The sequence below is a fragment of the Serratia sp. Res13-Sevr-LER1-36-b genome, assembly GCF_015673035.1.
GTDB classification, from domain to species: domain Bacteria; phylum Pseudomonadota; class Gammaproteobacteria; order Enterobacterales; family Enterobacteriaceae; genus Chania; species Chania fonticola_C.
Genome location: NZ_JADACK010000020.1, coordinates 228,660 through 243,021 on the forward strand (window position 1 = coordinate 228,660; position 14,362 = coordinate 243,021).

General features: G+C 56.4%; 12 protein-coding genes. 1 reads left to right on the plus strand and 11 read right to left on the minus strand.

Features of this window, described 5'->3' with window-relative positions; translation table 11 throughout:
* Positions 1 to 67 precede the first annotated feature (67 nt).
* Positions 68 to 2,779 carry a preprotein translocase subunit SecA gene (secA, locus tag IMQ33_RS15215; protein ID WP_065687085.1) on the minus strand — a complete coding sequence of 904 codons (2,712 nt, stop codon included), beginning with the start codon at positions 2,777 to 2,779 and terminating at the stop codon, positions 68 to 70.
* An 88-nt stretch (positions 2,780 to 2,867) separates the two neighbouring features.
* Positions 2,868 to 3,401, minus strand: coding sequence for a secA translation cis-regulator SecM (gene secM, locus IMQ33_RS15220; RefSeq protein ID WP_161739159.1), 534 nt, complete (start codon positions 3,399 to 3,401; stop codon positions 2,868 to 2,870).
* A 26-nt stretch (positions 3,402 to 3,427) separates the two neighbouring features.
* Between secM and IMQ33_RS15225 the strand changes: the two genes are divergently transcribed.
* A complete protein-coding gene (locus IMQ33_RS15225; protein ID WP_065687087.1) occupies positions 3,428 to 3,955 on the plus strand; it encodes a DUF721 domain-containing protein in 528 nt (175 codons plus the stop codon).
* A gap of 16 nt (positions 3,956 to 3,971) precedes the next feature.
* Here the strand turns inward: IMQ33_RS15225 and lpxC are convergent, their stop codons facing one another.
* The 9 genes from lpxC to murD form a co-directional block, all read right to left on the minus strand.
* Positions 3,972 to 4,889, minus strand: coding sequence for a UDP-3-O-acyl-N-acetylglucosamine deacetylase (gene lpxC, locus IMQ33_RS15230; protein WP_021179330.1), 918 nt, complete (start codon positions 4,887 to 4,889; stop codon positions 3,972 to 3,974).
* Between the two features lie 103 nt (positions 4,890 to 4,992).
* Positions 4,993 to 6,147 carry a cell division protein FtsZ gene (gene ftsZ / locus IMQ33_RS15235; RefSeq protein ID WP_024483522.1) on the minus strand — a complete coding sequence of 385 codons (1,155 nt, stop codon included), beginning with the start codon at positions 6,145 to 6,147 and terminating at the stop codon, positions 4,993 to 4,995.
* Positions 6,148 to 6,221: 74 nt separating this feature from the next.
* The gene (ftsA, locus tag IMQ33_RS15240) at positions 6,222 to 7,478 is read right to left on the minus strand and encodes a cell division protein FtsA (RefSeq protein WP_004950148.1); all 1,257 of its coding nucleotides are present in this window, start codon (positions 7,476 to 7,478) and stop codon (positions 6,222 to 6,224) included.
* Complete coding sequence (ftsQ, locus tag IMQ33_RS15245) at positions 7,475 to 8,329, minus strand: cell division protein FtsQ (RefSeq protein WP_065687088.1); 855 nt, start codon at positions 8,327 to 8,329, stop codon at positions 7,475 to 7,477. The genes ftsA and ftsQ overlap by 4 nt, the downstream gene beginning before the upstream one ends.
* Position 8,330: 1 nt before the next feature.
* Entirely contained in the window at positions 8,331 to 9,251 is a 921-nt protein-coding gene (locus IMQ33_RS15250; protein WP_161739158.1) for a D-alanine--D-alanine ligase, read from the minus strand.
* Positions 9,244 to 10,719 (minus strand): UDP-N-acetylmuramate--L-alanine ligase, encoded by a 1,476-nt coding sequence (murC, locus tag IMQ33_RS15255; RefSeq protein WP_024527168.1) that lies wholly within the window; start codon positions 10,717 to 10,719, stop codon positions 9,244 to 9,246. The genes IMQ33_RS15250 and murC overlap by 8 nt, the downstream gene beginning before the upstream one ends.
* A 54-nt stretch (positions 10,720 to 10,773) precedes the next feature.
* Positions 10,774 to 11,838 carry an undecaprenyldiphospho-muramoylpentapeptide beta-N-acetylglucosaminyltransferase gene (murG, locus tag IMQ33_RS15260; RefSeq protein WP_065687090.1) on the minus strand — a complete coding sequence of 355 codons (1,065 nt, stop codon included), beginning with the start codon at positions 11,836 to 11,838 and terminating at the stop codon, positions 10,774 to 10,776.
* A gap of 3 nt (positions 11,839 to 11,841) precedes the next feature.
* The gene (ftsW, locus tag IMQ33_RS15265; RefSeq protein ID WP_021179324.1) at positions 11,842 to 13,044 is read right to left on the minus strand and encodes a cell division protein FtsW; all 1,203 of its coding nucleotides are present in this window, start codon (positions 13,042 to 13,044) and stop codon (positions 11,842 to 11,844) included.
* Complete coding sequence (murD, locus tag IMQ33_RS15270; protein WP_098928807.1) at positions 13,041 to 14,360, minus strand: UDP-N-acetylmuramoyl-L-alanine--D-glutamate ligase; 1,320 nt, start codon at positions 14,358 to 14,360, stop codon at positions 13,041 to 13,043. Before murD ends, ftsW begins: the two co-directional genes overlap by 4 nt.
* Positions 14,361 to 14,362 lie beyond the last annotated feature (2 nt).

A 14,362-nucleotide genomic window follows, 5' to 3' on the forward strand; every position in this document is an offset into this window, starting at 1 on the left:
ATGTTACCACTTAAAAAAAGGGCTCAGCATGCTGAGCCCTTACCATTAACCGTTCACTGCACTCGGCTTATTTTTGCAGGCGGCCGTGGCACTGCTTGTATTTCTTACCGGAACCGCATGGGCAAGGATCGTTACGCCCTACTTTACGTTCGGCGACTGCCGGAGCGTTCGGATCGGTGACCGCCAGGGCGTTTTCTTCCTGGTGGCTCAGCTGTTGCTGGCGTGCCAGACGCTCGGCTTCTTCACGACGTTGCAGCTCCAGGGCTTCAACCTCTTCCGGCATGCGTACCTGAACCTTGCTCAACACGCTGATCACTTCATATTTCAGCGATTCCAGCATGGTGGCAAACATGTTGAAGGACTCACGCTTGTATTCCTGCTTCGGATCTTTTTGCGCATAGCCACGCAGGTGGATACCCTGACGCAGGTAATCCATCGCCGCCAGGTGCTCTTTCCACAGGGAATCCAGCGTCTGCAGCATCACGCCTTTTTCGAAGTTGCGCATCATTTCGGCGCCAACAACCTCTTCTTTGCGCAGGTAATCTTCCTTCGCCTTCGCCATGATACGTTCACGCAGCGTTTCTTCGTGCAGCTCAGGCTCTTTATCCAGCCACTCGGCGATCGGCATATCCAGATCGAAGTCGTTTTTCAGGCGTTCTTCCAGCCCTTTCACGTCCCACATTTCTTCCAGCGACTGCGGCGGAATGTAGCTGTCGATGGTGGTTTTGAACACGTCTTCACGGATGCTGTTGATGGTTTCGCTCACGTCAGACACGTCGAGCAATTCGTTACGCTGGCTATAGATCGCACGGCGCTGGTCGTTGGCCACATCATCGTATTCCAGCAGTTGCTTACGAATATCGAAGTTACGGCTTTCAACCTTGCGTTGCGCATTAGCAATGGCTTTGGTAACCCACGGGTGCTCGATAGCTTCGCCATCCTTCATACCCAGTTTACGCATCATGCCAGAAACACGATCCGAGGCGAAAATACGCATCAACGCATCTTCCATTGACAGGTAGAAGCGGGAAGAACCGGCATCACCCTGACGGCCGGAACGGCCACGCAGCTGGTTGTCGATACGGCGTGATTCGTGACGTTCGGTACCGATAATGTGTAAGCCACCGGCGGCCAGTACGGCGTCGTGACGAATTTTCCAGGCTGCTTTAATTTCGGCAATCTGCTCTTCAGTCGGATCTTCCAGATGGGAGATTTCACTCTGCCAACTGCCGCCCAATACGATATCGGTACCACGACCGGCCATGTTGGTGGCGATGGTTACTGCGGCAGTCTGACCCGCATTGGCCACAATATCCGCTTCCATGGCGTGGAATTTGGCGTTCAGAACCTTGTGTTCGATCCCTGCCTTGGTCAGCTCACGGGAAACCACTTCCGATTTCTCAATCGAGATGGTCCCCACCAGCACCGGCTGGCCGTTGGCGGTACGCTCACGGATATCTTCGATGATCGCCGCGATCTTCTCTTTTTCGGTCATGTAGACCAGATCCGGCATATCTTTACGGATCATTGGGCGGTTGGTCGGCACCACGATGGTATCGAGCTTGTAGATGGAGCTGAATTCGAAAGCTTCGGTGTCCGCCGTACCGGTCATACCGGCCAGCTTCTCATAGAGACGGAAATAGTTCTGGAAGGTGATAGAAGCCAGCGTCTGGTTTTCGTTCTGGATCTCTACGCCTTCTTTAGCTTCTACCGCCTGGTGCAGACCATCGGACCAGCGGCGGCCCTGCATGGTACGGCCGGTGTGTTCGTCAACGATAATGACTTCACCGTCTTTAACGATATAGTCAACGTCGCGGGTGAACAGCACGTGGGCACGCAGCGCGGCGGTGACGTGGTGCATCAGCATGATGTTGGTTGGTGAATACAGCGATTCGCCTTCATCCATGATGCCCGCTTCCATCAGCATCTCTTCGATCATGATCAGGCCGCGTTCGGTCAGGTGAACCTGGCGCGCTTTTTCATCGACTGAGAAGTGCCCTTCCCCCTGGAAGGTGTCGGAGTCTTCTTTTTCCTGGCGGATCAGCTGTGGGATCAGCTTGTTAACACGCTTATACATCTCTGAGCTGTCTTCGGCCGGGCCGGAGATGATCAGCGGCGTACGCGCTTCGTCGATCAGGATGGAGTCAACCTCATCCACCAGCGCATAGTGCAGCTTACGCTGTACGCGCTCTTCCGGGCTGAACGCCATGTTGTCACGCAGGTAGTCAAAGCCGTATTCGTTGTTGGTACCGTAAGTAATATCTGCGGCATAGGCTTCACGCTTGGCCGGAGCAGGCATGCCAGGCAGGTTGATACCCACGCTCAAACCCAGGAACTCGAACAGCGGACGGTTGTTTTCGGCGTCACGCTGGGCCAGGTAGTCGTTGACGGTAACCACGTGCACGCCACGGCCGCTCAGGGCGTTCAGATAGGCAGGCAGGGTTGCGGTCAGGGTTTTACCTTCACCGGTACGCATCTCGGCGATACAGCGGTCGTTGAGCACCATCCCGCCCAACAGCTGCACGTCGAAGTGACGCATGCCGAAGACTCGTTTACTGGCCTCACGCACTACGGCGAAGGCTTCCGGGATCAGGCTTTCCAGCACTTCGCCCTTTTTCAGACGCGCGCGAAACTCATCGGTCTTGGCCTGCAGTTCGCTATCAGACAGTTTTTCCATGTCTGGTTCCATACGGTTGATCATCTCAACCGCTTTGCGCATACGGCGCAGGGTACGATCGTTGCTGCTACCAAAAACTTTGGTCAATAGTTTGATTAACATGATTCTTTATATCTCTTACGCGACGACACCATAATGGCCGTCAACAAGCTGTTGTGTTGTTTGTTTTTTGCTGCCCTGAGGGCAAAGATTAGCCGAGGGCTGCAGGCCCGGCGCGAATACCTTGCACCTGAGCGAGCCACAGCCCGGCCTGATGCTGCGCCAAAGAAGGAACGATAGGGTGATGGGTATCACGAATGATAGTCGGTGGTTTTGGCTCGTGCGTCAGTAGCGCATTGAGCGTGGAGAGCAGGGCAAGCTGAGCCACCTGTAATGGAGGTTCAACCGCAACGGTCTCCGTTTCCTGCACCCGGGCATAGACGGCCTGAGGTGCCAGAGCAAAAGAGAGGTGACGAATGACGGTTCGAAGCGCATGCTGGTGCCAGTAATCAACGTTAAACGTTGGGCGACGATGCACTTCTTGCAGTAACGCCAGGCTGTTGAAGGCGTGACTGGCGGAATTTTGCCGGTTAAGACTGGACGAGGTGCTCGGTAATGCGCTTTGATCGACGGTGCCGGACAGATTTTGCGGTACGCCAAGCGTAGCCGCTACCATCCCCAACAGGAGATGAGGCCAGAAATAACGTCTGCCAAATTGTCGCCAACGATTTAGAATACCGATCACGTGTTTATTATCCGCCGGAGCCCATTATGCGCGATAGCCGTCCACAATTATTAGATATCCTGTTTGACGACGCGTCTGCAACAGAGAAAGGACCGCTGCATAACGTTCAGCAACGCGCTACCGCGCTACTGAAACTCAATCGTGCCGTGAAGGGGTTATTGCCCGCTCAGTTGCACCCTTGGTGCCGTGTCGCCAACTTCAGACAGGGTATTTTAGTGCTGGAAACCGCCAATGCCAGTTGGATGATGCGCTTACGCTATGAACAACCCAGCCTGCTCTCCGCACTACGAGCGCAAATTCTACCATCTTTGTCGTCAATCGACATCAGGATTAATCCTTCGTTGATGGCAAAAGGCAGCAGCCAGGTACAAAACCACGGCAAAAGCACGGAAAATGGCCAGCAAGCAGAGGTACCTATGCGTCATTTGAGCCTGGAAAGTGCGGATGCATTACGGGGATTGGCGGCGCAGAGCCCAGAAAAATTGCGCAAGATATTAGAACGACTGGCCTCGTTGGCAGGAGAGAGAGCCAACGCGACCGGTCGTGATAAGTAATTGACGTCTTGGCAGTTTAGGCCAGTACGGTTGATGGAGCCTTGAATGCCAACGGCATTTCGGCTTCATCCTGGAATGTCACGAATTCCCAAGCTTCCTGTTTCGCCAACACGGCTTGCAGCAACTTGTTGTTCAGCGCATGGCCTGATTTGTACGCGGTGAACGCGCCAATGATGTTATGGCCGCACATGAACAGATCGCCGATGGCATCCAGCATTTTGTGGCGTACGAATTCGTCTTCGAAGCGCAGGCCGTCTTCGTTGAGGACACGATAGTCATCCACCACAATCGCGCAATCGAAACTGCCGCCCAGAGCCAGGCCACGGGACTGCAGATACTCGATATCACGCATGAAACCGAAGGTACGCGCACGGCTGATTTGGCGTACGAACGAATCGGCTGAGAAATCCAGACGATAGCGTTGGGTACTGGCATCAATCGCCGGGTGGTTGAAGTCGATGGTGAAGTCCAGGCGGAACCCGTTATGCGGGGACAGCTCTGCCCACTTGTCGCCATCTTCAACGCGTACAGTGTCTTTCAGACGCAGGAATTTCTTCGCCGAGTTCAGCTCTTCAATGCCGGCATCCAGCAACAGATAGACAAACGGGCTGGCACTACCGTCCATGATCGGGATTTCGGCAGCGTCAACTTCAATAATGATGTTGTCGATACCCAAGCCCGCCAACGCAGCATTAAGATGCTCAACGGTGGAAATACGCACGTCTGACTCATTCACCAGGCAAGTACAGAGCATGGTATCACGCACGGATTTTGCATCAGCCGGGAAATCAACCGGTGGATTCAAGTCAGTGCGACGATAGATGACCCCGGTATTAGCCGACGCTGGGCGCATTGTCAGCGTGACTTTCTTGCCGGTATGTAAACCGACACCAGTCGCCTGAACAATACGTTTTAATGTCCTTTGTTTGATCATCGTTTTATCTCGCAATGTTATCAATCCAACCAGCCCAGCATACAGCAAGGCCGGTGGGACAGTTTAGCACAAAGAGCGGAGATTCCAAATTATCAGCTTATTCCTAATCTGCCTGCTTACGCAGGAAGGCCGGGATATCCAGATAATCAGGCTCTTTGTTTGGTTGCGCGCTCTGATCGTTCACCACCTTGGCAGCAGGTTTCACTTCCTGCTGCAGCGGTGACATACCATGCTGCTGGTAACGGTGATCCATCACTGGCTGGCTGGCCTGTTTATTGGTTACCAGGGTGATTTCAGGACGTTTGTCCATACCGATACCGGTCGCAACTACGGTCACGCGCAGTTCGTCGTTCATTTCCGGATCCAGCGAGGTACCGATTACCACGGTCGCATTGTCGGAAGCGAAAGCACGAATGGTGTTACCCACGGTTTCGAACTCATCCAGACGCAGGTCGAAGCCAGCGGTGATGTTGACCAGCACGCCACGGGCGCCGGACAGGTCGATATCTTCCAGCAGTGGGCTGGAGATCGCCATTTCCGCCGCTTCTTCGGCACGGTCTTCGCCACAGGCAACGCCAGAACCCATCATCGCGTAGCCCATTTCGGACATCACGGTGCGAACGTCAGCAAAGTCGACGTTCATCAGGCCTGGACGGGTGATCAGTTCGGCAATACCCTGCACCGCGCCTTTCAGCACGTCGTTAGCCGCGCCGAATGCGTCCAGCAGAGAAATGCCACGGCCCAGAACTTTCAGCAACTTGTCGTTCGGGATGGTGATCAGCGAGTCCACGTGCTTGGACAGCTCGGCGATACCCTGCTCCGCGAATGCCATGCGCTTCTTGCCTTCAAAGTTGAAAGGCTTGGTCACTACGGCCACGGTCAGAATACCCAGATCTTTTGCGACTTCTGCCACCACTGGCGCAGCACCGGTACCGGTACCGCCACCCATACCAGCCGCGATGAAGACCATGTCTGCACCTTCCAGAGCGGCGCGCAGGGCTTCACGGTCTTCTTCCGCTGAATTACGACCCACTTCCGGGTTCGCGCCTGCACCCAGACCTTTGGTAATACCGCTACCAATCTGGATGGTTTGGCCAACTGCCGTTTTACGCAGCGCCTGAGCGTCTGTATTAACGGCGAAGAATTCAACACCTTCGATGCGCTCGCGCACCATGTGTTCAACGGCATTGCCACCGCCACCGCCGACGCCGATGACTTTAATCACCGCGTCATTGGTTAGTTCCATTGGTTCAAACATAGTTTCTCTCCGTTTTGTGCCTGTCGCTGCGAGATCATAAAAAGATTACTCAGCATGATCTCTTTGTCTAAACATTAAAACTCTTTTCTCAGCCAGCTATTGATGCGTTTAAACCAATTGCCCACCGAGGCGCGTTTTTCTACTTCTGCCTCACCGCTCAGGTGAGACTCTTTTCCATAGTGCAGTAGCCCGACCGCTGTAGAATAGTAAGGCTCTTGCGCGTAATCCGTCAGACCCGTGATGTTCAAGGGTTGGCCGATGCGTACCTGGGTATGGAATACCCGTTGCGCACAGGCTGCCAGGCCATCAATCTGGGCGGCACCGCCGGTCAGCACAATACCCGCTGCCAGATGATGCTTCACCCCTTGCTGACGCAGTTGCTCCTGCAATTGCAATATTTCATCGTTAACCAGATTCAACAGTTCGGTGTAGCGCGGCTCAATCACTTCAGCCAATGTCTGTCTTTGCAGACTCCGAGGAGGCCTTCCCCCCACGCTAGGAACCTCAACACTTTCATCCTTGCTAACAATCGACCCAAGTGCACAACCGTGTCGAACTTTAATCGCTTCCGCGTCGGTCGGCGGCGTGCCGAAGGCGTAGGCGATATCGCTGGTGACCACGTTCCCGGCGTAAGGGATCACTTTGGTGTGGCGCAGAGCACCGCCGGTATACACCGCCATATCCATGGTGCCCCCGCCGATATCTACCACACAGACGCCGAGCTCGCGCTCATCTTCGGTCAGCACCGCATAACTGGCGGCCAGACCGGCGAAAATCAGTTGGTCCACTTTCAGACCACAACGTTCCACTGCTTTGACAATGTTCTTGGCCATGTCGTTATGGCAGGTGATCAGGTGCACCTTGGCCTGCATACGCACGCCGGATAACCCAACCGGGTTTTTGATGCCTTCCTGATAGTCGATGGCGTATTCCTGAGGGATAACGTGCAGGATGCGGTGTTCGTCGCGCACACGCACCGACTTGGCGGTATGCACCACGTTCTCCACGTCTTCCTGTGTCACTTCCTCTTCGGAGATCGGCACCATCCCGATCTCGTTCTGACAGCTGATATGCTTACCCGACAAGGCCAGGTAAACCGAGGAAATCTGACAATCCGCCATCAGTTCGGCCTGATCGATAGCGCGCTGTACGCACTTGACTACCGATTCCAGATCGTTAACGCCACCCTTATCCATACCGCGAGACGGGCAACTGCCCACCCCGATAATGTTGACCATGCCATCGGGCAAAACTTCCCCCACCAATGCGGAGACTTTTGCGGTACCGATCTCCAGTCCAACTACCAGTTTTCTGTCCGTCGACTTGATCATTGTTGTTTTGCCTGTGCCTGATTCTGTTGCTGATTACTGTTTGGCCGATCGCCTACGGCTGCCTGCGGGTCGATAAACGCCGGAGCCCAGCCGACTGAGGCACCGGAGTCATAGCGTAAATCGACATAGCTGACGCGCTTGTTTTCCGCCTGCGCCTGCTGCAACAGCACCGGATAAAGCCCGATGAAGCGTTGCAAGCGACCCATGCGATCGTCACGTCCCAGTTCCAGCCGAACATCGTTATCCAAAGCCAACTGCCACGAATGGCGGGCCGTCATGGACGCCATCTTAAGCTGATACTTGCTGGCTGCCAGCACGCCGTTCATCGCGCGGTAACCTTCCAGAACATCCTGTTCGCTGCCTTCCGGACCATAGAGCAACGGTAATTTCTGATTGCCCAAACGCTGCGCCGGAATGCTGAACGACTTGCCCTCGGCATCAACCATGTGCAAATCATTCCAATGCGCCACCGGGACATACTCCACCAGGTGGATTTTCAGCTCATCCGGCCACTGTTTACGTACGCTGGCCTGCTTGACCCACGGCAGACGCTCGATCTGCTGCTGGATGATGTCCACATCCTGCGTCATAAAGGTGCCTGGTGCTCCCAAAGCCAAGATCGCCTGGCGAACATCGTCGTTAGTGGTGAAATGGCGTTCACCGGTCAATACCAGCCTTGAGAGCGGCAGACGGCTGGCATCTTGCATCCAACCCACCACTACCCAGCCGCACCACAGGATGGTGCCTAACACCATCAGCAGGAAAATCATCCCTGCCAGTTGGGTGCCATTGCTGCGGCGTGGGCCGTTATCCGCCTCGCGCTCGCGTGCATTCAGAGCCGCTTGCGACATCTCAGTCAGCCAATGCCAGAATTCCCGCAACCAACTGCGAGAAAGTTAATCCGGACTGCCGGGCCGCCATCGGGACCAGGCTGTGGCTGGTCATGCCTGGTGAAGTGTTCGCTTCCAGTAGGTAGAAGCTACCATCACTGTCTTGCATGACATCAACACGTCCCCAGCCGCTGCAATCCAGCCCACGGTAAGCCCGCAGTGCCAGCGCAGCCATAGCGGCTTCCTGCTGTGTATCCAGGCCGCTCGGGCAAAAATACTGCGTATCGTCGGAAATATATTTGGCCTGGTAATCGTAAAACACGCCAGCGGGCTGAATACGGATGGAAGGCAGCACCTTATCGCCCAAGATCGCCACGGTGTATTCCGGACCGCTGAGCCATTTCTCTACCAGTACATCCTCATCATGACGGAAAGCTTCTTCCAACGCCCCTTCCAGGGCTGCGCGTTCGGTCACTTTGCTCATGCCAACGCTGGAACCTTCGCGGCTTGGCTTCACAATCAGCGGCAATCCCAGAGCGTCAATGGCAGCCAGTTGGCTTTGCCGATCGTTGCCCAGATACTGGCGGCGGCTCAGCGCCACGTAAGGTGCCACCGGCAGCCCCATCGACTGCCACACCATTTTGCTGCGCCATTTATCCATGGTCAGCGCCGAGGCCATCACGCCGCTGCCGGTATAAGGCAACTGCAAAAACTCCAGCAGACCTTGCAATGTACCATCTTCACCGCCCCGCCCGTGCAGCGCGATGAACACTTTGGTGAACCCCTGCGCTTTCAGCTCGGTGACAGGGAAGTCACGGGTGTCGATGCCATGGGCATCAATGCCCGCTTCTCGCAACCCGGCCAGCACGGCCGCGCCAGATTGCAGTGAAACTTCACGTTCTGCGGAGGTACCACCCAGCAATACGGCGACTTTATCAGCCATGATGATCCTCCTCTTTGATCTGCGGTTGCAGTTTTAGTTCAGCCAGCCGGCGCGCGATTTTACCGACATTGCCAGCCCCTTGCACCAGCACCAGGTCGTCCCCTTGCAACAACTGCGCCAACAGCGTTGGCACGGTATCCGCATCGGACACCAGGATCGGATCCAATTTGCCGCGATTGCGAATGGTACGGCACAGGCTACGGCTATCAGCACCAGGGATCGGAGCTTCACCCGCCGGATAGACATCCAGCATCAGCAACACGTCAACCTGCGACAACACATTGGCGAAATCGTCATACAGATCGCGAGTACGGGTATAGCGGTGCGGCTGGAAGATCATCACCACCCGCTTGGTTGGCCAACCGGCACGCGCGGCCTTGATGGTCGCATCCACTTCCGTTGGGTGGTGGCCATAATCGTCCACCAACATGGCACTACCCTGTTTTTCGTTCACCGCCGCCAATGGGAACTCGCCCAGGAAATCGAAGCGACGCCCCGTCCCCTGGAAACCGGCCAGCGCACGCAGAATGGCTTCGTCGGCAATGCCTTCTTCCGTCGCCACGGCAACCGCCGCCGCCGCGTTTAAGGCGTTATGGCGGCCCGGTGCATTCAGGGTCACCGTCATCAACGGCTTATCCTGACGGCTCAGGGTAAAGTGCCCCTGCGGCCCGATCTGGCTGTAGCTCTCGATACGCACATCCGCATCCTCGCTAAAGCCGTAGGTGGTGATATGGCGACCCACGCGCGGCAACAACTCACGCACGACCGGATCGTCAATGCACATTACCGCACGGCCATAGAACGGCAGGTTATGCAGGAAGGTGATAAACGTCTGCTTCAAATTCTCGAAGTCACCATGGTAGGTATCCATATGGTCGGCTTCGATGTTGGTGACAATCGCCACCATCGGTTGCAAATGCAGGAACGACGCGTCGCTCTCATCCGCTTCCGCAATCAGGTAACGGCTAGAACCCAAACGTGCGTGGGTACCCGCCGCTTTCACCAGCCCACCGTTAACAAACGTTGGGTCAAGACCGGCTTCGGCGTAAATGCTGGACACCATCGCCGTGGTGGTAGTTTTGCCGTGCGTACCGGCGATGGCAATGCCATGGCGATAGCGCATCAGCTCGGCCAGCATTTCTGCCCGCTGGATCACCGGAATGCGCGCCTCGCGGGCTGCGACGATCTCCGGGTTGTCTGCCGGGATAGCGGTTGAAACCACTACCACGCTGGCATCCAGCACGTTTTCCGGGCGGTGATGGAAGTAAATCGTTGCCCCAAGCTCGCTCAACTGCTGGGTGACCGGGTTCGGCGCCAGGTCGGAACCGCTGATCTGATAACCCTCGTTGGCCAACACCTCGGCGATACCACCCATGCCGGCACCACCGATGCCAACAAAGTGAATGTGCCGGACGCGTCGCATCTCGGGCACGAAAGTACGTAGTTTCGCCAATTGTTGTGTATTCATCACTTCTCTATCTATCAGGTTCGATTTAGCTCAACAGGGGTAACCCCTACGGCCTTACAGGGCTGCACGAATAATTTCTGCCGCCACGCGTTCTGTTGCATCCGGGATCGCTACCGCGCGGGCCTTTTCAGCCATCTTCAACAGCGTTGGGCGATCCCAGCTTGCCAGCAGTTCCGCCACGACATCGGCAGTAAACTGCGGCTGTTCGATAATTTTGGCCGCACCGGCCTCTTCCAGAGGACGCGCGTTCCAGTATTGCTGACGATCTTTGTGCTGGAACGGCACAAAAATGGCCGGTAATCCCGCCGCCGCCACTTCGCTGACGGTCAGCGCGCCAGAACGGCACACCACCACATCCGCCCAGGCGTAAGCCTCTGCCATGTCATCAATAAACTCGGTCACCTTGTGCCCGGTCTGCCCTACCCTCTCGTAGTCTTGCAGTACCGTTGGCAATGCGCCCTTACCAACCTGATGCCAGAGGACTATTCTATCGCCCAGCAGCGCGGCGACTTCAGGAACTGTCTGATTCAGCACGCGCGCACCTTGGCTACCGCCGATAATCAGCACGCGGATTGGCCCTTCACGCCCGTTCAGTCGCTCGGCGGGCAGTGGCAGCGCCAACACATCGGTACGCACCGGGTTACCCACGACGTCCGCATTCGGAAACGCACCAGGGAACGCCTGTAACACTTTCTTGGCGATCCTTGAGAGCCAGCGGTTGGTCAGGCCCGCAATGCCGTTCTGCTCATGCAGCACTACCGGGATACCACACTGCCAGGCAGCCAAACCGCCAGGGCCAGAAACGTAACCGCCCATCCCCAGCACCACGTCCGGCTGATAGCTGCGCATAATCGCTTTCGCCTGACGCACCGCCTGCCAGATACGCAACGGGGCGGTCAACTGCGCCTTCAGCCCTTTGCCACGCAACCCGGAGATGCGGATAAAATCAATCTCGATCCCGTGCTTTGGCACCAGATCGGCTTCCATACGGTCTGCGGTACCGAGCCAGCGAACCTGCCAGCCCTGCGCCATCAGATGATGTGCGACCGCCAGCCCCGGAAACACGTGTCCACCGGTACCGCCTGCCATCACCATTAAACGCTTAGCTTTACCGCTCATCCGCTACCTCTTCACAAACGCCTGCGCTTTGGTCAGGCGCGTTTCATAATCAATTCGCAGCAACAGCACGATCGCCGTCGACATAATGATCAGGCTCGAGCCACCATAGCTTATCAGTGGCAAGGTCAAGCCTTTGGTTGGCAACATCCCCGCTGCCGCTCCGACGTTCACCAACGCCTGGAAACTGAACCAGACACCGATCGAGCACGCCAGAAAACCGGAAAATCGCTGGTCTATCTCCAACGCCCTGCGGCCGATAGACATGGCGCGAAAAGCGACGAAGAATACCATTAACAGGGCCAAAACCACACCGATATAGCCCAGTTCTTCGCCCAAAATGGAGAAGATAAAGTCAGTGTGCGCCTCGGGTAAATACTCGAGTTTCTGTACCGAGTTGCCCAGCCCTTGCCCCCAGAACTCGCCACGGCCAAACGCCATCAGCGACTGGGTTAGCTGGTAACCACTGCCAAACGGATCGGCCCATGGGTTCCAGAACGAAGTCACACGGCGCATACGATAAGGTTCCGCGATAATCAGCAGCCCCACGGCAAACACGCCCGAACCGATGATCGCCAGAAACTGCCACATCTTTGCCCCGGCCAGGAACAACATCGCCAGCGTGGTGATAAACAGCACCACCACCGTCCCCAAATCCGGCTGGGCCAGCAGCAGCACCGCCAGCACCACCATCACGCCCATTGGCTTACAGAAGCCCCAGAAGTTGCTGCGGACTTCCTCTACCTTGCGCACCAGATAGCTCGCCAGGTAGCAAAACAGCGACAGCTTGGATAACTCAGCGGGCTGAATACGCAACGGGCCCAGTGAGATCCAGCGTGAAGCCCCGTTTACCGAGCTGCCAACCACCAGCACCACCAGCAACAAGACTATCGATAACAGCAGCATGACGTTGCTATAGCGCTGCCAAACGGCCATCGGGATACGCAGTGTCACCAGCGACAGGCCGAACGCCAGGCCAAGGTAAAGTGCATCACGCTTGGCAAACAGGAACGGATCCTCAGCCAGGCGCTGGCCGATAGGCATTGAGGCCGACGTCACCATCACAAAACCAACAATCGCCAGACCAAAGGTCAGCCACAGCAAGGTACGGTCATACAGCACCATGCTGCTAGTATCGCTTTCACGCGATCCCATCACCCAGTCTTTCAGCTTGTTGGTCAGGCCGAACGTCGGCACCCGTAGTCTCATCCGCCCAGCTCCTGTGCCAGACGGGCAAACTCGTTGCCACGCACTTCAAAATTACGGAACTGATCCAGGCTGGCGCAGGCCGGTGACAACAGCACCATATCGCCTGATGTCACCTGGCGGGCAATGGCCTGCATCGCCTGCTCCATCGTTTCTGTCTGGGTCGCGACTTCCGGACGCAGCTGTGCCAGCTGTGCGCCATCGCGGCCAAAGCAGTACAAACGCACGTTGTCACCTTGCAGATAGCGCGCCAGCGGCGAGAAGTCCGCAGACTTGCCATCACCGCCCAACAGCAGATGCAGCGTACCCTTAACCTGCAGGCCGTTCAGCGCTGCCTCGGTGCTGCCGACGTTGGTGGCTTTGGAATCATTAATCCAGCGCACGCCGTTGTGTTCCCACACCAGTTGGAAGCGGTGCTCCAGGCCGGTAAAGGTCGTCAGCGCTTTCAGGCTGGACGCACGCGGCAACTTGACGGCATCGGCCAGGGCCAGGGCAGCCAACGCATTGGTAAAGTTATGGCGACCGGTGAGTTTCATCTCGTTGGTATTGAGGACTTTCTCACCATTCACCCGCAGCCAGATTTCACCCTGCTGGCGGTTGAGATGGTAGTCCCCCACGTCGGCACCAAAGCTGACACAGCGCTCATCGGCACCGCGCACCGGCATGGTCAGCGCGTCGTCCGCATTCACTACGCAGACTTCGGCATTTTCATAGACGCGCAATTTGGCGGCACGGTATTGCTGCAGGCCAAATGGATAACGATCCATATGATCTTCGGTCACGTTCAAAATGGTGGCCGCTGCGGCATGCAGGCTGTAAGTGGTTTCCAATTGGAAGCTCGACAGCTCCAGCACGTACAGTTGGCACTCCTGGCGCAGCAGGCTCAGCGCTGGCAGGCCGATATTGCCCCCGACGCCCACGGCCCAACCGGCGGCCTTGGCCATTTCGCCCACCAGCGTGGTGACGGTGCTCTTGCCGTTGGAACCGGTGATCGCCACAATTGGCGCCTGGGCTTCACGGCAGAACAGCTCAACGTCACCGACGATCTCAACCCCGGCATCGGCGGCAGCGCTCAAAGCCGGAGTCGCTAATGCCATGCCTGGGCTAGCCACAATCAAATCCGCAGACAGCAACCATTCCTGATTCAGGGAGCCCAGATGACGTTCAACGCTCTCGGGAAGTTGATCCTGGCCCGGCGGCGAAATACGGGTATCCATAACCCGCGGCGTCACGCCACGGGTCATAAAGAAATCAACGCAGGACAGGCCGGTGAGGCCCAACCCGATGATGACCACTTTTTTACCCTGATAATCCACCATAA